Consider the following 23,860-nt stretch of genomic DNA (forward strand, 5'->3'; position numbering starts at 1 on the left):
TTAAGACTCTTTAGCTGCGCGTAACTTTAATAAGCAATTGCTAAGGGCTTTATCAAGGGGTGCTTCTACACGCATAGTGGTTTCGTTTTTAGGGTGATAAAAACTTAAATCGTGCGCATGTAAAAATAAGCGATTTAAACCTACTTTGCGCATTCCTGCGTCAAACGCTTGGTCACCGTATTTATCGTCGCATGCAATTGGATGCCCTTTGCATTGGGTGTGTACACGAATTTGGTGTGTTCGCCCTGTTACTGGCGACGCTTGTACAAGTGAACATTCGTTGAAACGCTCTAGTACTTTAAAACGAGTATGCGACGGTTTGCCTTCAACATTATCTACACGTACAACGCGCTCGCCTGATTTAAGCGTGTTTTTGCGCAGGCCTTCGGTTACGTTTTTAGTTTTACCATCCCACTGGCCGTCAACTAACGCCCAATAGTTTTTTTCCATGGTTTTTTCACGAAGTTGCTCGTGTAACGATGTTAAAACTGAGCGGCGTTTTGAAATGAGTAAACACCCCGATGTATCGCGGTCTAGCCTGTGCACTAGCTCAAGGTTGCGCTCTTCTGGGCGAAGTACGCGCAGCGCTTCTATTAAGCCATAACTTAAACCACTGCCACCATGAACAGCCATGCCTGATGGTTTATTTATAACAATGAGGTATTTGTCTTCAAATAAAATATCGTCTTCAAGGCGCGTTACTTTATCTAGTTTTGAAGGCACAAACTCTTCGCGCTCTGCCACTTTTATAGGTGGGATACGAATGATGTCGTCTAACTGTAATTTATATACTGGCTTAATACGTTTTTTATTTACACGCACCTCGCCTTTACGAAGAATTTTGTAGATTGCGCTTTTAGGCACCCCTTTTAAATGGGTAATAAGAAAGTTATCAATTCGCTGACCTAAATGGTCTTCGTTGATTGTGACAAAAGATACTTGTAAGCCGGTTTTTTCTGACATTGCCTAATCACTGATTTAAGTAAAATAATTTAGTTGCTAACACTGTTATAATAGTGGGATAATCAGCAGCGCAAATATTTAGTATTTGCAAATAACAACGGTGCTTTTTAACTTAACACATTAAAACATTCGTGATGCACATTCTGGGTAGCCGATCATACAGATCCGAGTTAAGTTTTCCAAAGCTTTTATACATACCTAGTAAACACGTGCGGTCAACTAACAGCAATGCGCGTAATATATTGCAGGTTAAGTTTGAACATGAAGTGGTTTTTAATGCGATTGAAAAAGCAATGAACAGATAATTTGTCTGATAGTGACGGCGTAAAAAGCGCCGTTCAGCAACTGCTCAATTATTGTAGTACCGCAAAGCAGCTTATTTAGAACTAAAAAAATCTAATAAATAAGTATTCATTAACATCGGCAGCGAATTTTGCTCTTAAACCAGGATTTAGCGATACATCACACTGTATTGCTCACCCACTTAATGAGCCCTACGCGCCTAATATGAATGACATTTAATAAGATTGATATGACAGGCCGACTTCTGGGTAAAACTTGTAGACGTAGCTGAAAAGCCGACAGTTTTAACACCATTAAGAATTTAATAGCGTTTAGTACGCTATTGTTTGCCAGCATTTAAAAAATACTGCTTACGAAAATACAGAGCCGTTCCGTTAAAGACCCAGTCGTGAGGCTGCACATTCTAAAAATAGGAACAACTGAACAGGCGAGAAAACATCGTCATGTCAGCGACATAATTTAATAGAGTAACAATATGAAACGTATGCTAATCAATGCAACGCAGCAAGAAGAAATGCGCGTAGCACTGGTTGATGGCCAGCGCCTATATGATTTAGATATAGAAAGCCCAGGTCACGAACAGAAAAAAGCCAATATATATAAAGGCAAAATCACACGCATTGAACCATCTTTAGAAGCAGCATTTGTTGATTACGGTGCTGATCGTCATGGTTTCCTTCCTTTAAAAGAAATTGCCCGCACTTACTTCCCTGCTGGTTACACCTTTAATGGTCGTCCGAATATTCGTGACGTGATCAAAGAAGGCCAAGAAGTAATCATTCAGGTTGATAAAGAAGAACGTGGCCAAAAAGGCGCAGCGTTAACAACTTTTATTAGTGTTGCTGGTAGTTACTTGGTACTTATGCCTAACAACCCTCGTGCTGGCGGTATTTCTCGCCGTATTGAAGGTGATGAGCGTACCGAACTTAAAGAAGCACTCAGCCGTTTAGAACTACCTAAAGGTATGGGCTTAATTGTGCGTACTGCGGGTGTTGGTAAATCGTTTGAAGAATTAAATTACGATTTAAAAGCGTTATTAGTTCACTGGGAAGCTATTAGACAAGCTGCCGACAGTGCTAAAGCGCCGTTTTTAATTCACCAAGAAAGCAACGTAATTTTCCGTGCGATTCGTGATTATTTACGTCGTGATATTGGCGAAATTTTAATTGATAAGCCACGTGTTTTTGAAGAAGCTAAAGCTCACATTGAGCGTTTTCGTCCTGACTTTATGAGCCGCGTTAAGCTTTACCAAGGCGACACACCGTTATTTACGCATTACCAAATTGAAAGCCAAATTGAGTCTGCGTTCCAACGTGAAGTGCGTTTACCATCAGGCGGTTCAATTGTTATTGACCCTACTGAAGCACTTACGTCTATCGATATCAACTCGTCTAAAGCTACAAAAGGCGGCGATATTGAAGAAACAGCACTTAATACTAACCTTGAAGCAGCTGACGAAATTGCACGCCAATTACGTTTACGCGACTTAGGTGGTTTGATTGTTATAGATTTCATCGATATGACACCGCCACGTCACCAGCGTGAAGTAGAAAACCGCTTAAAAGACGCTGCGCGCCCAGATCGTGCTCGTGTACAAATTGGTAAAATTTCTCGCTTTGGTTTACTTGAAATGTCGCGTCAGCGCCTACGCCCTTCATTAGGTGAAGCAAGCCAAGGTGTGTGTCCTCGTTGTAGTGGCCAAGGTACGGTTCGTTCTAACGAGTCTATTGCTCTATCTATTCTTCGTTTAATTGAAGAAGAAGCAATTAAAGACAACACTTCTCAAGTAAATGCACAAGTACCTGTTGCTGTTGCCGCCTACTTGTTAAACGAACAACGTCGTAGTGTTCACCGTATTGAAAAGCATCACAAGTGTGACGTAGTGATTATTCCTAATCAACACATGGAAACACCACACTACGAAGTAATGCGCTTACGTAAAGACGAAACACTTGAAACGGTAAGTTACGAGCAAGTTGTTGCGCCTGAACCAGAAGCGTTTGAAATGTCAAAATCGCCTGCAGCACCTGTTCGTGAAGAGCCTATGCTAAAAGGTGTTGTTATGCCTTCAAGCCCTGCTCCACAAGCAGCGCCAGCTCCAGCAGCCAAGCCTGCAGCGGTAGCCGCTAAAGAAGAAGCGGGTTTATTTACTGCACTTGCTAACTGGTTTAAATCTATTTTTGCTAGCGAAACACCTGAGCAGAAAAAAGAAGCCGTTGAAAAGCAGCAAGAAGAAGCACGTAATAATAAGCGCCGTGGAAACGATAATCGCCGTCGTAATAACAATCAACGTCGTCGCAATAACCCACGCTCTAAACAACGCACAGACCGCAATACTGATGAAGTAGAAACAAAAACTAATTCACCGGTAGCAAACGAGAACCAAGAGAAGAACGAAAACCGCAACAAGCGTCGTCGTAATTCTAACTCTCGTAAGCGCCCTGAGCACAAAGCAGATAAAGATCAAGTTAAAGTGGCAGATGCGCCTGCAAAAGCAAATGCTGATACGAATGCTGCAGAAGCACCTAAAGAGCACAAGCCTAAGGTTCGTCGTCAACGTCGTAACGTTCGTAAGAAAGTACGTATTCAAGACGAAAATGCTGAGCAACTACAAGCAACTGAACAAACTCCTGTTGAAACAGCTGCAGTAGAAGAAAAGCCGCAGGTTCAAGCAAAGCCTGAAGCTCAAGAAAAGCCAGTAGCCGCTGAAAAGCCTACACCTGTAAAAGAAGAAAAAGTTGAGACTGTTGAGTCGAAAGATGAAACTGTAGCAACTGAAGAAGAGCAAACGCGTACACGTTCGCGTCGTTCTCCTCGCCATCTTCGTGCATCAGGTCAGCGTCGTCGCCGCCCTGAAGGTGAAAGTGCTGAAACTAAATCTGATGAAGCCCCTGCTTTTGTACCGGTTGCTGACCAAGCTGCTGCAGAGTACGAAGCAGAACTTAAAGCAAAATCGGAAGAAAAGGCTGTTGACGCTTCTGAACAGGTTGAACAAGCAGTTGCTGTTGAAGATTTAGCTAAAGTTGAAGTTGCTCAAGAGCAAGTAAAAGCTGAAGAACCAGTTAAAACTGAAGAACCAGTTAAAGCTGAAGAGCCAGTGCAAACTGAAGAGCCAGTGCAAACTGAAGAGCCAGTGCAAACTGAAGAGCCAGTGCAAACTGAAGAACCAGTAAAAGCTGAAGAACCAGTGCAAGCTGAAGAACTAGTGCAAGCTGAAGAGCCAGTGCAAACTGAAGAACCAGTGCAAGCTGAAGAACCAGTGCAAGCTGAAGAGCCAGTTAAAGCTGAAGAACCAGTGAAAGCTGAAGAATCAGTTAAAGCTGACGAACCAGCTTTAGAAGCTGAAGTGGTACCGGTTGAGACTACAGAGACGCCTGTAGAAGCTAAAGAAGCACCAGTAGTTGAAAAAGCGGCTGAGGCAACTTTAAATTCTAAAACAGTGATCACTAAAGGACACGCAAGTGCGCCAATGGCACAACCTGCTCCAGCAGCAGATAGTGAAGTAAAACATGTACCAGTGGCTATGGCTCACGATAAACGTGAACTTATCCCTGATAGTGGTTTACGCCCGGGTTCAATTAAACCTGCTGGTCGTGCAAGTTCTGCGATGACAAAAACATTAAGCGCTGATTAGTAAATAACGCTTAATTTAAAAGCCCCGCTATTTTAAATAGCGGGGCTTTTTTGTTTTAAGTGAAGGAGAAGCTAAGAAGAAGTGACTATCAAATTACTAACGTCTTCTCTGTGAAGCGCGAAGCGCCTCGGTGCTCTCGGTGGTCCTATTTTATTTATAAAAAATAAGAAACTTCGCTTATAACTTGAGAAAGCTCTTAGTCTACAAATAAATATCAAACTTTCCCCCTAGGCGGCTGCTTGCTGGCTTTAAATGCTAGATTTATATCCTTAAAAACAAATATGCACAAAGAGATTAAGAGACGCTGCGCTTTTAGAGAAGTGAAAATGCGGCTTAAATTTTTTTGTCTGCTCATTTTCTCCTCATTCACTTCTCTTTGTGCAATTAAGATCTTTAAAATTTGAAGCTGCGCTTCTAACGTGATCAAGTTCAACGTCTAAAAAATCAACTTACACTTTACCCTGTAGGCGTGAAGCTTGCTCACGCAAAATTTTTTAAAAAAAGTGATATTGTCACCACCGAGAAGTGAAGGAGAAGCCAAGGAGTAGTGATTTAAGGGTTATTGTCTTCTCTGTGAAGCGCGCAGCGGCTCAGTGTTCTTGGTGGTAATATTATATTTATAAGAAACTGCACTTAAGAAAAATGAAAAAAGGCTGAATTTTACTTGTCTGCTCATTTGCCCCTCATTCACTACTCTTTGACAATTAAGATCTTTAATCTATTTGTAGATACGAAATTAGCAGCTAGCTTTAAATTAACTATTGGCGTGACAGGCAATAAAAAAGCGCGATATAAATATCACGCTTTAAATCTCTTTATTGTGGGAACGCTTGGCTTATTCGCCTTCACTTTCCATAAAGCGTTGCAGTTGATCTTTAAGGTTTGGTGGAATACCTTTAATTACTAACGTATCTGTTGCTTCGTTGTAGGTTACACGCTCACCTAAATGCTTGCGCTCAAAGCTTACACTCACACCGCCGCCTAAGCCTGAAAATTTAACCATACTGGTCACGGTTTTTTTATCGACTGGGAACGTTTCTTCTAAATCGTAACTTTGGTCCTTGCAAAAGCTGTCAAACGGACTGTCATCGCCTTTTGAAATAGCCGCTGATAGTTCGGTTACGCTTGCTTCTTCACCTGTCGTTACACAATCGTTACAGTAATCAAAAACCTGCTTACGTAAATCGTCTTTTTCTGATTTATCAAACTGCTGCTCAGATAGGTAATCTTCTACTGCATTTAGCATAACTTGGCTTTGTTGTTTAGGATCAACACCTTCTTCACAGCCTAAAAAGTCTAAGAAAAAGTCAGCAACTTTTCGCCCTGCTCTGCCTTTAATAAACGAAATATAACGATTATCCTCAGGTTGTGTATCCCAAGCCGTTAAATCTATACGTGCTGCTAATTGCATACGAGAAATATCAAGATGACGCGATGCTGCTAAATCAAGTTCAGAGGTCATTGAGTAATGCTCTTTGATATTAATCATAGCAATTAACATGTAGTCCGTAGCCACGTACTGATAATGACAAAATACCAAGTAGCCTGTTTCGTTAAATGCGTATTTATCTAGCTCTTCTTTTAATACGGTAGATACTTGCTCAGTTAAATGCCAAAAGCCCAGCTCGTTATTGCGGTAACTTTGCATAGACGACGCAACAATACTGTTTTTCTCGCCACTAAAGGCACAGTAACCTTTACCTGGCTTGCCCGTGAATGCATGGTGTAATTGTTCGATAAAAACAGCGACTTTATCATTAATGATCATTTCGTCGTTGCGAAGGTGAATTTGCGTATCGTCATCTTTTTTGTCTACATAATGAACGACTAATTTTTTAACGTCTGTTGTCATCTTTGTTTTTCACGCCTCAAGTGTTAAAATACGGGAATATAACTATTTTATTGAACCAACTGATGCCAATCTTATCAAAATACTCTAATGAAGAAGTAGAACAAATCGTCGACCAGCTTATTGATGTGCTAACTCAACACAAAGCACCGGTTGATTTAAGTCTTATGTGTTTAGGAAATTCTATCACGCATATCCTAAAAGAGCATGTACCAACAGGGAAAAGACAAGCTGTAACTGAGAACTTTGCAAAAGCACTTTCACAGTCGGTTAAATAAACGCATGAATTTATCGCAGCACAATCAGTTTTCATCAAAAGCAAGTCAGTTGCTAAGTTGGGGGCATTGGTTTACCTTCGCCAACATAGGTTTAGCGCTACTAATTAGCTTAAGCTATTTATTTGCTGACTCGCCACCAACAAGCTTCATGGGCATTACATACATGCTAGTAACATGGCTTAGCCATACTAGCTTTATTGCCTTTTTGGCGTTTGTGCTGACGGTATTTCCTTTAAGTTTAGTGTTTCCTTACCCACGCCATATTCGTGGCATGGCCGCTGTTATTGCAACCTGTGGCGCGTCTTTATTAACGTTAGACGCCTATGTATATGTTAACTTGGGTTATCATTTAAACCCTTCAGCCCTGCCTGAAATTATTTCCTTACTTTGGAACCGCTTAACCACTTCTCCAGCGCTTACTACGTTTCTTGCGGGCGGTATTGTACTATTGATTTTAGGTTTTCAATTAGTGGTAAGCAATTATACTTGGCACCATTTGGCACGCTTAAAACAGTTTAAATTTGCTCGCTATGCAATTTCGTTTTTAGTGGTCTGTTTTGCTTTTAGCCACAGTATTCATATTTGGGCAGACGCTAACTTAAAATTTGATATTACCAAGCAAGACAATGTGTTGCCGCTTTCATACCCAACCACTGCGAAAAGCTTATTGGCTAAAAACGATTTACTAGATATAGAAACTTATAACCAAGCTCATAGCGTAAAAATTAATAACCAAAATATTAATTATCAGCCACCGGCTCCACTGGTAAAGTGTGATGACTTTACTCAGGCTAATGTAGACATATTTGTATTTGAAACTGATGCACAACTAGTTGAGTTTGCAAATAACCACAAAGAGCTTCATAAAACAGAACTGTTTTTACAGCCTACTAACCATGACGATACGCTGTTTGGTTTAGTGTATGGTTTACCTTCATTTTACAAAGCCGCTATTTTACAAGAACAAATACTGCCTGCATGGCAAAGCCAGCGCCGTAGTATTGAAGTTATGGGTATTGATAGCCTTAGCTTTATTAATGATCAAGCTCATACCAATAATACCATTAGAGTTATTAATGGTGCTGCCGCGCAAGCGCCACGTAACAACTCGCATGTTTTTGCCTTTAGTTTAGCAAGCGAGAACGCTGAAGTAGTCACTACATCTACCTTATATACCTCTGATAAGAATATTGCAGAAGTAAATGGGCTTATCCAACCTAGCGATTTAATTACAACAAGCGTTGGCAAATACTTAAATTGTAGCGCCATTGCTAAGCAAACAATGCTCGGTGTAAACTTATACAAGAAGAAAGACGACATGGGTGTTAACTACAGCCAAGGTGTTGTAATTGCATATAAAAAAGATCGAATCACTTTAATAGACTCAGATGGTAACTTTAAAAATATTTCTGCCGCTGAGGGGTTTTCTATTGAACAACGCTTAGATATCCCATTTTTAGTACAAAGTATTAAAAAGCTAAAAACCTTCTCTGAATAGTCATGATGTTAACCTAGCTTGCGATAATGCCAAGCTAGGTTATAGTTTTATAACACGTTAATTGCTTAGCAAAAAAATACGTTCATGGATGGCTATTATGACTAAACCTACTTACCTTTTTATTGTGCTTGGTACTCTTTTATTGAGTACACACAGCAACGCAACTACCTACTACAAATGCGTGACCGAAAAAGGCACAACCTTTTCTCAGTTCCCTTGCGATAACCAAGCGACAGCTTATAAAGTGACTACCGCTAATGTCACAGAGTCAGGGCCTGATGTTGATTATTCAAAACAATTAAATGCACTTGAACGAGAACAGCTTTTAAAAGGCTTAGAGGCAGAGCTACGCAGTAACAACCATAAGCTTGCTATTCTCGACAGAAACAAACAACGTAATGAATACAAGCAAAAGGAACGCCTAAATCATATTCTGGCTGACGACGATAAAAAGCGAATTGCAAAAGACATTACCAAAAAACTGAAGCTAATAAATAAAGAATATAAAAAAGAAGTATCTACAGTCACCAAACGCATTAAAAAGCTTGAGAAAAAAATCGAACGTTACAAAAAAAGTAATTAGAAACATATTACTTAACTTACAATTTGCACTTTTAGTTTATCGATTAATTTAGCCCTAATTAATTTAGCTTGGTTTTAAACTTAAAATAACATACCCTTAACAAAATAGAGTATAAACTCTAGTGTCAATTAAGGAGTGCTAATGCAGCCACGTAGTATTGCTGAATTAATTTTAACTGGCTTTAAAAAGCACTATCAGCTTTTTCAAAAAATAACCGCTCAAGCGCCCCTTGCCTTTGCCAAACAAGACTGGCAAGCAATTAATGATATTAGCCGTTTACGTATTAGTTATTACGATGAGCGCGTTAACGAAACAATACATACCTTAAAGCAAGACCATCCTTCGTACGAACTTGACGAAACCCTTTGGCTTGAAGTTAAAAAGTTATATCAAGGGTTCTTGTGCTTTCACCCTCAGGCTGAACTTGCTGAAACATTTTATAATTCGGTGTTTTGTAGGCTTTACCATAGACGCTATTTTCATAACGATTTTATATTTGTACAAGCCACCCTAAAAGATGCGCCATCGGTTCCTGTTGAGTCAGAATACCGAAGTTACTTTCCGGTTGTTGATGGTCTTAAACCCACAATTAAACGCATTATTAACCACTTTGACTTTAAAGCACCTTTTGTTGATTTAGAACGCGATATTCGTCTGCTAGTAAAAGCATTTTATAAGCAAGCCCCCGACACTCATCATCAACCCTGGAAAATGCGCTTTGATATTTTACATACCGCGTTTTATCGCAATAAAGCGGCTTACATAGTGGGACGGGTTGTGTCTGAAAGTGGTGTTCAGCCGTTTATAATTGCTGTTCTTCATCACGAAGATAAAGGCTTATATTTAGATGCCCTACTCACTAAGTCATCACAGATGCGTGTTATTTTTGGCTTTGCCCGCGCTTACTTTATGGTTGAAACCCATGCACCTTCTGCGCTGGTACGCTTTTTAAATGAACTTATGCCCAATAAAACTATGGCAGAACTCTATAACGCCATAGGCTTTCATAAGCAGGGAAAAACCGAGTTTTATCGAGAATTTTTAAATCATTTAGCACATTCGAATGACGAATTTACCATTGCACCAGGTACTCCAGGTATGGTGATGATGGTGTTTACCCTGCCTTCTTTTGGTTATGTATTTAAAGTCATTAAAGACAAATTTGGTGAGAGTAAACCATTTGGCCGCGATACAGTTTTGAAAAGGTATCAACTCGTAAAAAGCCATGACCGAGTTGGCAGAATGGCCGATACAATAGAATATTCAAACGTCGTATTTCCTTTGGCGCGCTTTGATAGTAATTTACTTGAGCAGCTGCACAAAACAATTGGCTCGTCGATGGTCATTGAAGGTGATTGGCTGATCATAAAACATTTGTATATTGAACGCCGTATGACGCCACTTAACTTATTTTTGGAAAATGCTGACGACGAAAGCGCTGCAGATGCAATAGAGGAATACGGCCAAGCCTTAAAAGAAATGATAGCGGTTAATATTTTTCCTGGTGATATGCTATTGAAAAACTTTGGCGTAAGTAAACATAAGCGCATTATTTTTTATGATTACGACGAAGTACAATATTTAACAGACATGAACTTTAGAGCTTTACCTAAAGCGAAAAGTTACGATGATTACTTAATGGATGAACAAACTTACTCTGTTGCCCCTCAAGACGTTTTTCCGGAGCAACTTTGCACATTTGTAACACCCAATCCAACATACAAACAGTTTTTAATAAGCACACACCCTGAACTGATTGATGTTAACTTTTGGAAGCAGGCCCAACAAAATATAAAAAATGGCCTAATAAATCATATTTACCCGTACCCGACAGCACAGCGTTTTATCCATCACTGGTAAGCGCAAGGACACACACATGAATATAAGCAAAATAGATTTAAATTTACTTGTATACCTCGATACACTTCTTCGAGAGTGCAACGTTACACGCGCAGCAAATCAACTTAGCATTACTCAACCGGCCATGAGTAACGGCCTAAAGCGCCTTCGAAACCTTTTTAATGACCCTATTTTAGTTCGTACCAGCGATGGTATGGTACCAACAGAGCGTGCCATAGAGTTACAGCCAGTTATTCGTGGCATACTTATGACACTTGAAGAAACACTTGCACCAAATAGAGAGTTTGAAGCCAGCCAAAGTAAACGTGTATTTAGGATAATGGCCAGTGACTATGCAGCAAGCACACTTGCACCAAAACTACTGAGCAAACTGCACGAAGAAGCCCCAGATACAACTTTAGATATACTTACGCCAAGTGACGTGACCTTTCATGATGTTGAAAATGGTAAAGTAGATATGGCAATCAACCGCTTTGAAAATCTTCCACAATCGTTTCACCACAAACGTATTTGGAAAGACAGCTTTTGCTGCCTTGTAAAAGCAGACAACCCAATTATTGAAAACTTCAGCCTTGATAGCTATCTTAAAGCACGCCATATATGGGTGAGTAAAACGGGGTTTGGTGTGGGCGTTGGTATGGACCCTAAAGATGTGCAAAAGCTAGGTTGGGTTGATGAAGCTCTTGCCCACTTTGGGAAACACCGAAATATTGCCACATTTACACGTAATTACCATGTAGCCATTCACTTAGCAAAAGAGCAAAATTTAGTGGCCACTTTGCCATCAAAAGCCGCTAATATTTATTTAGACGATGCCGGCCTTAAAATTTTAGAGCCACCATTTCCTATTCCTCCTTTTGAGTTAGACATGATCTGGAGCCCACTGCTACACAGGGATGCAAGCCATATTTGGCTTCGCCAAAAAGTCGCTGAAGTGGCTGATGAGCTAAAATAAACTTATTACACGGTTATTTGTAAGATTTGCTAGGCGTAATATTGTATTTTCGCCTAGCCATTTTTAATAAGCAAAATATACATATAAATATCAGCAACTTAAATTACCTTTTTAAAATGGAATGGCCCTTGCTTTAGTTATGATAAGTTTCATTCATAACATTAAAGAGGTCATTATGAACACCCTTCAAGGAACAGACGCTAATCATATTTCAGACATCATTCAAGTAATGAACAGCGGTATCGATTTTTACCAAAAAGCACAAGAAAATATTAAAGACCCTGCTATCGGAGCATTATTCCAGCGCATGATTGACGCACGCAGAGTCAGCGTTGAACGCCTGCAACCCTATGCTATTAACGAGCAAGGTGAGCGAGAAGAAGGCTCTTCATTTGCTGTAGAAGCGCGCAGAGCATACACCGCACTTCTTACTACATTTGGCTCAAACAACGACAGCACCTATGTAAGTGAGCTGGAAGAAGTTGAAGACAAAACACTAGCAGAAATTAAAGAAGCGATGGATAAGCCACAACCCGCAGATTGTGAAGCCGCGCTTGCTGCAACACTTCTTACAATGCAAAGCTGTCATGCTGAAATGAGCCGTATGCAAAAAAGCTAAATAACCTGAATTGTATTTTAGCTATTCAGTAAATTATTCCCCATACAAACCCAGCGATAGGCTGGGTTTTTTATTGCTTTAAAATCATTCAACCTGTTTGAGTAACATGTCAGAACATAGTTTATACAAATATTTAATGTTATTAGAATATTTATTTAACTGTATTATTTTTCAGCTGTGCTAGTTTTGTTAATAGGATCCTAAAAACCTCGCTGTGGCGCCGCAGCTTTAATTAAAATAGTAAGGTCCAATATGAAAAATAAAACAGCTAAACTGCAAAATAACGCCGACGTAGACATGACCCCAATGCTTGATATTGTGTTCATACTGCTCATATTTTTTATTGTTACTACCTCATTTGTTAAACCCGTCGCCATTGAATTAAATCGCCCATTAGACAAACCAAGTATTGAAAAACAAAGTAAAAATGCGGTTTTCAGTATTGATGCAAATAACGGCGTTTACTTTTCAGGGAGGTTAATTGACTTGGAGCAAGTGTCGAACAACTTAGCCATGTTTGCAGCTAAATATAAAATAAGCTCTGTGCTTATAAAAGCAGATGAAAACAGCAAGCACAACACACTGATGACTGTGATGAACAGCATTAAAGAGTACGACAACTACGCTATTAGCTTGGTTTCTGACTAAAACCTGTTAGCTAATTAGCCTTAAATATAAACCCAAAAAAAGGGCCTTGCGGCCCTTTGAGTTAAATAACGAAAGGGAGAGTTATTTATTAAAAACGGTACTCTGCGCCTACATAGTAGTACGCGCCGTTAAAGCCAAAAGGTGCTGAACGACGAGAGTATTCAAACACACCGTTACTACTTACAACGGTATTGCCGTTAGCATCTACAATTGTGCCTGTACGAGAGTTGCCAATTTCATTTTTATCTGGGTATACATCAAACAAATTATTAGCGCCTACATTCACAGATAGGTTTTCGTTAATGAAGTAATTAACTTTTACGTCTGTTAATATTTCGGCACCGTAAGTTTGACGGCCACCGTCTTCAACTGTGTATTCACCAAAGCGATTAAGCGACAGATTAACGGTCCAATCTTCGTTTTGGTAAAGCGCACTTAGGTTAATACGATCTTCTGGTTGCCACTCTTCAATAATCGAAATTTCTTGATCTGAAAACACACTTTCTACCGGCACAGTTTCAAGACCTGAGCCAGAAGGTGTGAATAACGAAACAACTTCAGTTTCTGTAAAGTTTGCAGCAAGGGTAAAATCAAGTGTGCCGCCAAACCCTTCAGTGTTATATGTTGCAACAAAATCTATACCGCTGGTTTCAGTGTCTGCGCCGTTTAAGAAAAACTGACCAGCACCTGCACCAGAGCTAACAAGCGCTGCGTCTAAACTAGTAGACAGCCCTTTACCTAAACGGTTACTAATAACAATTCGGTCATCAATGTCGATTGAGTAGTAATCTACCGTTACGTTAATGCTGTCTGTTACGTTATACACAATACCTAAGCTACGGTTTTGAGACTTTTCTTCTTTAAGTTTTGGAATACCTAAACTTTGCGCCAGTGTTGAATCGTTTCTAAACGTGCCCACTTCTTCGGCTACTAATGTGCCATTTGGACCTACAACAAACTGTGTACTAATGTTGTTAAAGTAAAGTTGTTGCATAGATGGCGCTCTAAAACCTGAGCTTAATGCGCCACGTAATGAAATATCGTCTGTAATTGCCCAGTTACCTGCTAACTTAAAGTTAACCGTATCACCAAAGCCTTTGTAGTTATCGTAACGAAGTGCGCCAGATAAAATAACGTCTTCAATAACATATGCTTCAGCGTCTAAGTAAAACGAAATTACATCGCGTGACTCATCTACTGAAGATGCAGGTGACGAACCACCAAAGCCTTGCGTGCCACCAGAAGCATTTTCGCTGCCAACACCGCCGCTTAAACCGCTGTAAATACTTACGCCATTATTTGTATCGTAGTCACGATATGCATACTCATTACCGGCTAAAATACGATACTCATCAGTACGCATCTCTGCACCCATCGCAAGTGAGTAGTCATCAAAGTTTTTAGTGAAATCTAAATTAATTGTTTGTAGCGATAGTTCCATACCGTATGCGTATGCTTCGCGCGGGATAGTAGTACGAATATCAGCAGCGCTTAAACCTTGTTCGTAACGCAAAAAGTTAGCGTATGACGCATTAATTGTATCGCTTGTTGTGTAGTCGATGCTGTTTTCACCGTAGGTGTACGATAAATCAAGGCTTGAATCGTTATCAAACTCTGTTTTGTAACCAAAGTTATAAGAAATATCATCAATGGTGGTGTTGATTTTTGGTAAGAAACCAAGTGGGATTGTTGCGTCGCCATCTTGCAATACTGGGTTACCACCCGCATTAGCATTATGACGGAAAAATGCGGCTGATTCGTTATCACGTGTTGAATACGTAATAAAACCATATAATTCGCCATCGCCTAACTCGTAGCCAGTATTTACCGTTAAGCCAAACTGTTGTGAATCAGCGTCACCGATTCTAAATGTGTTACGATCAGCTGTTAATTCACGCGGATCGCCGGCCAACATCGTACCATCGCTTAGTTCTTCACAGCCGTAAAACTGACATGAACCATGCAAGCCTGCACGATTAGTTGGCGCACGGTCACGGTAGTTAATCGTTGTGTTTAAGTAACCATTGTCACCTAGTGCAAACCCTTTGTTGAAGTCAACGTTAACTGTTTCGCCGTCACCTTCAGAGTATTCACCATAATTAATAGCTGCTTTGCCACCTTCACTACCATCTTTTAATACAATGTTGATAACACCAGCAATTGCATCAGACCCATATTGAGCAGCCGCACCGTCGCGAAGTACTTCAATACGCTTAATAGCAGATGCCGGTATAGCATTCATATCGGTACCGGCAGTACCACGACCAACCGAGGTATTAATATGGATAATACTAGCTTGATGGCGACGTTTACCGTTGATCAACACCAATGTTTGATCGGGACCTAAACCACGTAACGTTGCAGGTCTTAATGCATCGGTACCGTCACTAATAGATGAACTTGAAAAGTTAAATGAAGGCGCAATTGCTTGTAGCATACGGCCCACTTCAGTTTGCCCTGTATTTTCAAGTGCTTCAGCACTTAAAATATCGACCGGAACGGGTAAATCTTCAACCGAACGCCCTGCTACACGGCTACCGACAATTGCAATTTTTTCGATTTTGTCTTGAGCAACGTCTTCTGCTGCATTTACACCTTGAGAATTTACCGCCAGTAATGCCGGTAATACTGCTGCACTGACTGCTGAAAGCTTCATCATGTTGTTATCATTCCTGTTGATTTGTTTGAGTTTTATACTCAGTAATCCATTTTGATCAACAACCGCATCGAGCTCAGTCCCCACCAATAATGCCTCCAGCGCATCTAGTTGGGTATAGAATCCATAGACAGAATTTGCTTCATACTCTTTAGCTAACTCGTATGAAAACACCACGGTTTGCTTGGTTTGTTTAGCAAATTCAATTAAGGCTTTGTCTGCTCGCTGCGCTTTTATATCAAATTGCACCATTTGCCCGGTAGTTTGACTTGCGGCTTGCACATTTAGGCTAAACATAGCTGGTGCAAACACACATAAACCACTCAATAAATGCAATTGGTTACTGCGCACCGTATATAAACAGCTGGCAAACAAAAATCCTCTATGGTTTTGTTTCTTTTTTTTAATCTTTTTTTTACGTGCAGGATTTAAAGATGCAACTTTATCTAACATATGTCTGATTTGCATAGCTGCTTCTTATGATTTTGTATTTTGCGTAAGCGTAACTGTGTGTTTACCTTGGCGTTCATGATTAATAGAAAAGTTAGTGTGTAAACTTTCTAGCAACCCAGCCACATCACCTGCTTTGAAAACACCCGCAACTTTAATAGACGCAAGTTCTTCAGACGATAATTTAAAACGTGTAGAAGTATAACGGCTCACTTCGTTTAAGGCATCGCTAAGCGGCTCACCATTAAAAACAAGCATGCCATTTTGCCATGCTAAGTCACGTTCAACATCATCAATAGAGAGCTGGGTAATTGGTTTGGTGATGCTTTTTTCTATAACGGCTTTTTCGCCAGATGTAACTATATTGGCATTAATTTGGCGAATTTTATCTGCGTTTTTGTCAGCTGACTGGTAAGCTTTAAAGTCACTGGCATCCACCGCCACACTCGGATCGGTGATCATTACTTTGCCTTCGGTTACCACCAGTTCTAAATCTGAAGATGTATTACGCTGAACATTAAACACTGTACCCAATGCTGTAAAACTCTTATTGCCAGCCATTACACTAAATGGACGAGATGCATCTTTAGCAACGTTAAAACGCCCTTCTCCTCTGTTGAGCAATAGCTGTCTACGGCCTTTGCTGTAGGCAACTTCTAATAAACTATTTGTATTTAACTGCACAATAGTGCCGTCGGGTAATGCGTAAGTTGCTTGCTCACCCACTTTAGTTTTATAAATTTTAGTGTAATTAACTTTTGCTAATTGTTGGCTGTAACCATTTTCTAAGTTGATTAATAGATAACTACATACCATAAGTGCTGCAAATAAACTGGCTGCAATAGACGTTGAAACCAGCCATCTTTTTTTGGGTTGTTTACTATTACGATGAGGGAATAAATTACTGAGCTCGTTTAAAACAGATATTTCATCCCATAAGTGGGCTAGCTCGTAAAGCGCATCTTGGTGGGCGTTGCTCTGCATCATCCACAATGTAAACTGCTCTTTTTCATCTTTTGATAAGCCGCGGTCAATGGCGCTGATCCAGTTACAAGCTGTTTCTAATATTAAATCTTTTGAAGTAAATTGATGAACATTGCTCATTTTGCAACCCTCTTTACTGTTAACGGATGAAGAGAATTGTCGTGCTTAGTTTTTGCCACTTGGCTTTGATCGTGTTCGCGCATGTAAAGCATGGTTTTTAATAACCCTTTAGCAATGTGTTTTTCAACAGTACTCTGACTAAGCTGCATCTCGCTTGCGATCTCTTTTTGGCTCATGCCATATACTTTCTTTAGTATAAAACATTTACGGGTTGATGGGCTTAACTGCTCTGTTGCTTTACAAAACAGTAAAAAACGTTCTTTTGACGTGTATTCATCTTCGAGCTGCATTGACTTTAGCAACACAGGTAATTCACTGTCGTCGTCTAGCGAATCGTTAAATTTGTTGTCCCACTTAGCAACATGGTTTAATGCTAAATGTTTAGCGGTTTTTAACATGTAACTACGGGTATATTGAATATCTTGTTTTAAATCAGCCTCGTAGCTTTTTATAAATGTTTCTTGCACAATGTCGTCTACATCATCGGGCTGTACTATTCTTGAAACAAAGCGTTTAAGTTGGCTTGAAATATCAACAAATGTTGACGCAAATTTATTCTTTTTGGTCATCCTTAGTAAACACCTGTTGTTATTATTCTTAGCGTAAGATTACGAGTTTTGAATATAAAAAACTAGTTAAATGTAAATTTTTAGTTGTATAAATGTCATATTTTTTTATTAGGAGAATTAATGGGTAAAATTTTAGACTATATCCGACTGAGTTTTTTTGCTTGCGGGCTACTTTTAGGCGTACAAATACCCGCGTTTGTGAGTGATTTTGGCCAAGCACTAAACGCACAATTAGTGGAGGCAAATAATGCAATAGCGCCTTTTCAAAAAGACGCTAAAAAATACTTTAATAACGACCTTGCTAAGTTAATAAAGCACTATGAAAATTTAGGCGATGAAATTGTGGGAGAAGGTGCCAATCATATTCAAACTCTCAGCCAGCGTCAGCAAACTTTGGCGAGGGCTGTTGATGAATTTTCAAACTCGCCTTATCTGTTTACACTGCGTAGCGAGCTTCACACTATAAAACAGCAAGTATGGCAACGTTTTGAAGGGCAAATAATTTTAAAAACAGACTCAATTACCGCAGCAATTATCACCGCAATAATCATTGCGTTTATTGCAGAGCTTACAGGCTTTTTGTTTATGGTTTTAATTAAACGCGTTTATCTGCGATTAATCAGTGCGTGCGAATAACGATTTCATAAAGTCAAAAAACACATCTGTTTTTCGGGTTGTTAAGCTATTTTGTGGCCGTAAAAACCATACAGGGGCATCGCTTTGTGCAAGTACGTTAGGCATCACCTCTACCAATGTGCCATTTTTTAGCTCATCGTTTATTGCAAGCCTAGACTTTATAGCAATGCCGTGGCCCGCAATGGCAGCTTGCGTCATGTTGTCTGAATTTGAAATGGTAAAGCGCGTTTGTGCATTAAACGTGTGAATTTTTTGTTGGGCATCATAAAGCTTTAATTGGCGTTGCCATGGCAGACAGACCCAAAAATGTTTTTCTAACTCAGTGATGGTTGTTGGCATTGAATGCTTTTTTATATAACTAGGCGCTGCACATAATACACGACTGTTATTGACTATTTTACGAGAAAGCAATCCTGAATCATTTAATTGCCCTACACGAATAGCGACATCTTGCGCATCATCAACTACGTTTACAAACTGATCGGTTATTAAAAAGTCTAGTTTTAGATCTGGAAAAGCATGCTCAAATTCATTAAGCCTAGGCATTACATATTTAGAGAAAACCCAAGGTGGCATAGTTACTCTTAACAACCCACTTACCGATGAACTACGTGCGCCAATACTGTGCTCTGCATCACGTAATGCTTCAATTATGGCACCTATGCGGGTGTAAAATACTTCTCCCGCGGGTGATAAACGCACTCTTCTGCTATCTCTAAACACAAGCACTGTAGCGAGCTCTCGCTCTAATTTACTTAAGCGATGACTGACTGTTGCAGGTGATAAACGCTGTTCACGAGCGGCTGCCAGCACCCCTTTATTTTCAACCACGGCAATAAACGTTTCTAGGTCACTTAAACTGTACATAAAAACCCACAATGTCTTTTCAATGTTTAATATTTTCGAATGAAGCTTTCAGTTTTGCAATGTTTATTTAAATATTTAAAACCATATACTTTTGACCAAGTTTAATAATTGATGAGACTAAGCCATGAGTTTAAAGGCACAAATAGATGCATTTAATGTTCAAAAAGAAGCTAATTTACCCGCAGACGTTTTAGCATTAATGAATACAACAAACGAAGAATTAATTGCTCAGCACATCCGAAATAACGCCTTACAGGTTGGCGATAAAATAGAAAACTTTATTTTGGCAAACCACCTAGGCAAAAATATAGAATTGGCCGATTTATTAAATAAAGGCCCTGTCGTTGTTAGTTTTTACCGTGGCGCATGGTGCCCTTATTGTAATTTAGAATTAAAAGCACTGAACGATTTTTTACCTCAGTTTAAAACTAAGAGCGCTCAATTGGTGGCAATTTCTCCTCAGCTACCGGATCAAACCTTAACGACTGCCCAAAAAAATGAGCTAGAGTTTGATGTGCTCTCAGATGTTGGTAATAAGGTTGCACAGCAATTTGGCTTATTATTTACACTCGATAAACGTATTCAAGAATTATACACCGGGTTTGGTATTGATTTTGAACACACTTACGGCGATAAAACATACCAACTTCCCCTACCTGCCACTTACGTGATTAACCAAGAAGGTGTAATCACTTATGCATTTTTAAACGAAGACTACACACTTCGCGCTGAGCCAAGTGATGTAATGACCGCACTCGATGGAGAAAATAAATAATGCCTTTATTAAAATCATTAAAGCTAATAAGTCTTACACTTGCCCTTGGCGCAAGCTTATTGAGTAGCTCAGTGAACGCTGAAGAAAGTAAAGAAAAACCAAAAGTACTTATTTTTGATGTAAACGAGACCCTGCTTGACCTAACAAGTATGCGCGCCTCGATTGGTAAAGCGCTGGGTGGCAGAGAAGATTTACTGCCTCTTTGGTTTTCAACCATGTTACATAACTCGTTAGTAGATACAGTGACCGGTGATTATCACGATTTTGGCCAAATTGGTGTGGCCTCGCTTGCTATGGTGGCAAATAATAACAATATTAAAATTACCAACGAGCAAGCTAAAACGGCTATTGTTACACCGCTTTTATCATTACCTCCACATAGAGATGTGAAAGACGGACTGGCAAAACTAAAAGCGCAGGGCTATAAGTTAGTAAGCTTAACTAATTCGTCAAATAAAGGCGTTAAAACTCAATTTGAAAACGCAGGTTTATTGTCATATTTTGACGCGCGTTACAGCATTGAAGATATAAAAATATATAAACCTGATTTACGTGCCTACGAATGGGTACTTAAAAAGTTAAACGTCGCGCCGAACGAGGCTATGATGATTGCTGCACATGGTTGGGATGTAGCGGGCGCTAAACAAGCGGGCTTACAAACAACTTTTATTGCACGCCCAGGGAAAGCGTTATATCCGCTTGCGAAAAAACCTGATCACGTTGTGAAAGATTTACATGAATTAGCCGCTCTACTTAAATAACGAGCGAAAATTATAAAATCAATACCCAAGCGGCCATTCTCAGGAAGAGTTTGACCGCTTTTTTATTGCTAAAAACCGCGTGTAAATAATGTATTTAGCCCTTTTAACTGCTAGCAATTTACCCCTCACAACGCTACTATTTAAAATAACACGTCGTGGAGATAATTATGAATAGTCAAAGATTAAGCGAGTTTGAAGAGTATTTTCAAATAAACGAGAGCATTAGGGTTAATTTGTTTGCTGTATCTAATGAGCAAGTACCTAAATCTCAGCTAGCACTTGACGATGATATCCCGCCTCTTTTTAGATTAGCTAATGAAGTGAGTGAGCTTGAACAAAGCTCGTTACGTCCACTTCGAAACTTAGGCGATGTAGCCCAAGAACTTGCTGCATTTTTGCAGGCACAATCGCGAAAAATAGATTTAATCATGAGCCATATTTTGGCCTCAGAACAAACACAAGAAAATGCTATACACTGCGATAGCTATGGCGGCGGAGGTATTAAGTTTACGTCGTCTAATGTGTATTCTATTGGCCAATCGTTTAGGACAAAACTTTTTTTGCATCATGAGGCATCGGCTGTTTACTGCTACACTGAAGTGGTTGCCATAGAAAAACAAGATAACGACCACTACCAATACACTGTGCTTTTTACATCTATAAGAAACACTGATCAAGAATTAATAGTAAGAGCAAGTTTACATGCGCAAACGCGCCAACTAAAAAAACGCCAAGAACTAGAGCAACCATTAGACGATTCAAGCTCTGAATAATTGGTTTTACAATACAGTTTATATGGCAAAGCAAACCTATTTTTCAAGTGACTTGGAAGTAGCACAACTGCTAAACTAGCAATATCTCTATTTGTATAAAAATGCCATGAACTTTAGACTTTTACCTGAATGGGCTGAGCAAGACGCTGTAATGCTAACTTGGCCACATAAACATACCGATTGGGCCGATAATCTAGCCCGTGTTGAGCCTGTCTATGTTGAGCTTGCAAAGCATATAACACACTACCAATTTTTAGTTGTTGTTGCTCACGACGAAGCCTTAAAAGCACATATCACTGCACTACTTAACCAAGCCAATATTAATTTAGAGCGTGTTCATTTTGTTGTAACACCCACTAATGACACCTGGGCGCGCGATCATGGCCCACTAACATGTGCAAATATTAATGATGAGACCAAATTAAAGGTCTATGATTTTACATTTAATGGTTGGGGCAACAAATTTGAAAGCGCACTCGACAACCAAATTAATAAAGCGGTTGTTGAAAAGCTAAGCCATGCAAACAATGATTACCAAGCCCTAGATATGGTGCTTGAAGGTGGCGGTATTGAAATAAACGAGCACGGCGTATTGCTAACAACAAGCGAATGTTTGCTTAACAAAAACCGTAACCCTGACTTATCGAGCCAAGACATAGAAACCTTATTAAAAACGTATTTAGGTGCCACCGATTTTTTATGGGTCGATCACGGTTATTTAGCCGGCGACGATACCGACAGCCACATTGATACCCTAGTACGATTTGCACCAAACAATACGCTTGTATACGTACAATGTGATGATGAAAATGACGAGCATTTCACCGCACTAAAAGCAATGGAAAACCAATTAAAAAGCTTTAAAACAGCAGGTAACACCCCATATACTTTAGTTGAACTACCGTGGCCTAAGGCAGCGTATGACGATGAAAATTCACGCTTACCTGCAACCTATGCCAATTACTTAATTATTAACAATGCAGTGCTTGTGCCTACATACAACGATGTAAACGACGACCGTGCATTAGCACAGGTTCAAATAGCGTATCCGCAGCACACTATTATTGGCGTGAATTGCCAGCCTATAATTGAGCAATTTGGTAGCCTTCACTGTATTACAATGCAATTACCGCGTGGATTTTTAGCTGGAGCAGCACAATGACAAGCCCTGCAAAATTAACCGTTGCTTTAGTGCAACAAAGCAACAACGATAACGCCGATGAAAACATGGCTAAATCAATAAAAGCTATTCGTGAAGCTGCTCAAAAAGGGGCTCAGCTTGTTGTTTTACAAGAGCTTCATCGTAGCCTTTATTTTTGCCAAACCGAAGACGTTGATGTCTTTGACCTGGCAGAAACCATACCTGGGCCAAGCAGTAACACCTTAGGTGAACTCGCAAAAGAGCTCAATATTGTGGTTGTGGCGTCACTGTTTGAGAAGCGCGCAACAGGCTTGTACCATAATACTGCAGTGGTGCTTGAAAAAGACGGTAGTATTGCAGGTAAATATCGCAAAATGCACATACCTGATGACCCTGGTTTTTACGAAAAGTTTTACTTTACCCCAGGCGACTTAGGCTTTGAGCCTATTCAAACATCGGTAGGTAAATTAGGCGTGTTGGTATGCTGGGATCAGTGGTTTCCAGAAGCCGCGCGTTTGATGGCTATGGCTGGTGCTGAGCTATTAATTTACCCAACCGCTATTGGCTGGGATCCCAATGACGACCAAAATGAACAAACACGCCAAAAAGATGCATGGGTTATTAGTCAACGTGCCCATGCGGTCGCAAATGGAGTACCGGTGATTAGCTGTAATCGTGTTGGCCACGAGAGCGACCCAAGCGGACATAGCAGCGGCATTCAGTTTTGGGGTAACTCTTTTATTGCGGGTCCTCAGGGTGAGATTTTAGCGCAAGCCAACAACATCGATGAACAAATATTAGTGGTAGAAGTTGATCAAAAACGCTCAGAAAACGTAAGACGTATCTGGCCGTTTTTGCGTGATCGCCGAATTGATCACTACAGCGACCTTACAAAAATATACCGCGACTAACTAAAAGAATGGCTCTTACTTGTTAAG

Annotated in this window: 20 protein-coding genes; 14 read left to right on the plus strand and 6 right to left on the minus strand. The window is 39.9% G+C overall.

The annotated features are described in order from the left end of the window. A complete protein-coding gene (gene rluC, locus PMAN_RS08265; protein WP_006792311.1) occupies nucleotides 1–963 on the minus strand; it encodes a 23S rRNA pseudouridine(955/2504/2580) synthase RluC in 963 nt (320 codons plus the stop codon). 778 nt (nucleotides 964–1,741) lie between these two features. Here rluC and rne point away from each other — a divergent pair. Beyond that, nucleotides 1,742–4,900: a ribonuclease E gene (rne, locus tag PMAN_RS08270; RefSeq protein ID WP_010557308.1), complete on the plus strand. Its 3,159-nt coding sequence runs from the start codon at nucleotides 1,742–1,744 to the stop codon at nucleotides 4,898–4,900. 835 nt (nucleotides 4,901–5,735) lie between these two features. Here rne and yejK read toward each other — a convergent pair. After that, nucleotides 5,736–6,752, minus strand: coding sequence for a nucleoid-associated protein YejK (gene yejK / locus PMAN_RS08275; protein WP_010557306.1), 1,017 nt, complete (start codon nucleotides 6,750–6,752; stop codon nucleotides 5,736–5,738). A gap of 62 nt (nucleotides 6,753–6,814) precedes the next feature. On the opposite strand from yejK, the gene PMAN_RS08280 reads away from it, so the two are divergent. The 7 genes from PMAN_RS08280 (at nucleotide 6,815) to PMAN_RS08310 (ending at nucleotide 13,190) form a co-directional block, all read left to right on the plus strand. Next, nucleotides 6,815–7,027, plus strand: coding sequence for a YejL family protein (locus PMAN_RS08280; protein ID WP_006794656.1), 213 nt, complete (start codon nucleotides 6,815–6,817; stop codon nucleotides 7,025–7,027). 4 nt (nucleotides 7,028–7,031) lie between these two features. After that, complete coding sequence (locus tag PMAN_RS08285; RefSeq protein ID WP_010557305.1) at nucleotides 7,032–8,525, plus strand: DUF3413 domain-containing protein; 1,494 nt, start codon at nucleotides 7,032–7,034, stop codon at nucleotides 8,523–8,525. Nucleotides 8,526–8,622: 97 nt separating this feature from the next. After that, nucleotides 8,623–9,108 (plus strand): DUF4124 domain-containing protein, encoded by a 486-nt coding sequence (locus PMAN_RS08290; protein WP_010557304.1) that lies wholly within the window; start codon nucleotides 8,623–8,625, stop codon nucleotides 9,106–9,108. A 141-nt stretch (nucleotides 9,109–9,249) separates the two neighbouring features. Beyond that, nucleotides 9,250–10,968, plus strand: coding sequence for a bifunctional isocitrate dehydrogenase kinase/phosphatase (gene aceK / locus PMAN_RS08295; RefSeq protein WP_010557303.1), 1,719 nt, complete (start codon nucleotides 9,250–9,252; stop codon nucleotides 10,966–10,968). Between the two features lie 16 nt (nucleotides 10,969–10,984). Then, nucleotides 10,985–11,923 (plus strand): LysR family transcriptional regulator, encoded by a 939-nt coding sequence (locus tag PMAN_RS08300; protein ID WP_006794660.1) that lies wholly within the window; start codon nucleotides 10,985–10,987, stop codon nucleotides 11,921–11,923. Between the two features lie 175 nt (nucleotides 11,924–12,098). Beyond that, nucleotides 12,099–12,542 (plus strand): ferritin-like domain-containing protein, encoded by a 444-nt coding sequence (locus tag PMAN_RS08305; RefSeq protein ID WP_008126367.1) that lies wholly within the window; start codon nucleotides 12,099–12,101, stop codon nucleotides 12,540–12,542. A gap of 252 nt (nucleotides 12,543–12,794) precedes the next feature. Further along, nucleotides 12,795–13,190: an ExbD/TolR family protein gene (locus PMAN_RS08310; protein ID WP_006794662.1), complete on the plus strand. Its 396-nt coding sequence runs from the start codon at nucleotides 12,795–12,797 to the stop codon at nucleotides 13,188–13,190. 88 nt (nucleotides 13,191–13,278) lie between these two features. On the opposite strand, the gene PMAN_RS08315 is transcribed toward PMAN_RS08310, so the two are convergent. The 3 genes from PMAN_RS08315 to PMAN_RS08325 are packed head-to-tail and all read right to left on the minus strand — an operon-like array spanning nucleotide 13,279 to nucleotide 17,969. Then, on the minus strand, nucleotides 13,279–16,314 hold the full coding sequence (locus PMAN_RS08315) for a TonB-dependent receptor plug domain-containing protein (protein ID WP_010557302.1): 3,036 nt from the start codon (nucleotides 16,312–16,314) through the stop codon (nucleotides 13,279–13,281). Between the two features lie 9 nt (nucleotides 16,315–16,323). Continuing rightward, a complete protein-coding gene (locus tag PMAN_RS08320; RefSeq protein WP_010557301.1) occupies nucleotides 16,324–17,400 on the minus strand; it encodes a FecR family protein in 1,077 nt (358 codons plus the stop codon). Next, complete coding sequence (locus PMAN_RS08325) at nucleotides 17,397–17,969, minus strand: RNA polymerase sigma factor (RefSeq protein WP_006794666.1); 573 nt, start codon at nucleotides 17,967–17,969, stop codon at nucleotides 17,397–17,399. The genes PMAN_RS08320 and PMAN_RS08325 overlap by 4 nt, the downstream gene beginning before the upstream one ends. Before the next feature lie 120 nt (nucleotides 17,970–18,089). On the opposite strand from PMAN_RS08325, the gene PMAN_RS08330 reads away from it, so the two are divergent. Then, on the plus strand, nucleotides 18,090–18,605 hold the full coding sequence (locus PMAN_RS08330) for a DUF2937 family protein (RefSeq protein WP_010557300.1): 516 nt from the start codon (nucleotides 18,090–18,092) through the stop codon (nucleotides 18,603–18,605). Here the strand turns inward: PMAN_RS08330 and PMAN_RS08335 are convergent. Next, on the minus strand, nucleotides 18,585–19,472 hold the full coding sequence (locus PMAN_RS08335; RefSeq protein WP_010557299.1) for a LysR family transcriptional regulator: 888 nt from the start codon (nucleotides 19,470–19,472) through the stop codon (nucleotides 18,585–18,587). The two genes, PMAN_RS08330 and PMAN_RS08335, sit on opposite strands and share 21 nt — an antisense overlap. A 124-nt stretch (nucleotides 19,473–19,596) precedes the next feature. Here PMAN_RS08335 and PMAN_RS08340 point away from each other — a divergent pair, with 124 nt between their 5' ends. The 5 genes from PMAN_RS08340 (at nucleotide 19,597) to PMAN_RS08360 (ending at nucleotide 23,833) form a co-directional block, all read left to right on the plus strand. After that, nucleotides 19,597–20,247 carry a peroxiredoxin-like family protein gene (locus PMAN_RS08340; RefSeq protein WP_010557298.1) on the plus strand — a complete coding sequence of 217 codons (651 nt, stop codon included), beginning with the start codon at nucleotides 19,597–19,599 and terminating at the stop codon, nucleotides 20,245–20,247. Further along, nucleotides 20,247–21,008, plus strand: a complete 762-nt coding sequence (locus PMAN_RS08345) for a haloacid dehalogenase type II (protein WP_010557297.1) — start codon at nucleotides 20,247–20,249, stop codon at nucleotides 21,006–21,008. Before PMAN_RS08340 ends, PMAN_RS08345 begins: the two co-directional genes overlap by 1 nt. 167 nt (nucleotides 21,009–21,175) lie before the next feature. Then, entirely contained in the window at nucleotides 21,176–21,781 is a 606-nt protein-coding gene (locus PMAN_RS08350) for a PilZ domain-containing protein (protein ID WP_010557296.1), read from the plus strand. Nucleotides 21,782–21,887: 106 nt separating this feature from the next. Beyond that, on the plus strand, nucleotides 21,888–22,943 hold the full coding sequence (locus PMAN_RS08355) for an agmatine deiminase family protein (protein ID WP_033035889.1): 1,056 nt from the start codon (nucleotides 21,888–21,890) through the stop codon (nucleotides 22,941–22,943). Further along, complete coding sequence (locus PMAN_RS08360; RefSeq protein WP_010557294.1) at nucleotides 22,940–23,833, plus strand: carbon-nitrogen hydrolase; 894 nt, start codon at nucleotides 22,940–22,942, stop codon at nucleotides 23,831–23,833. The genes PMAN_RS08355 and PMAN_RS08360 overlap by 4 nt, the downstream gene beginning before the upstream one ends. Nucleotides 23,834–23,860: the final 27 nt, after the last annotated feature.

Origin of the sequence: Pseudoalteromonas marina (assembly GCF_000238335.3) — a bacterium.
GTDB lineage: Bacteria > Pseudomonadota > Gammaproteobacteria > Enterobacterales > Alteromonadaceae > Pseudoalteromonas > Pseudoalteromonas marina.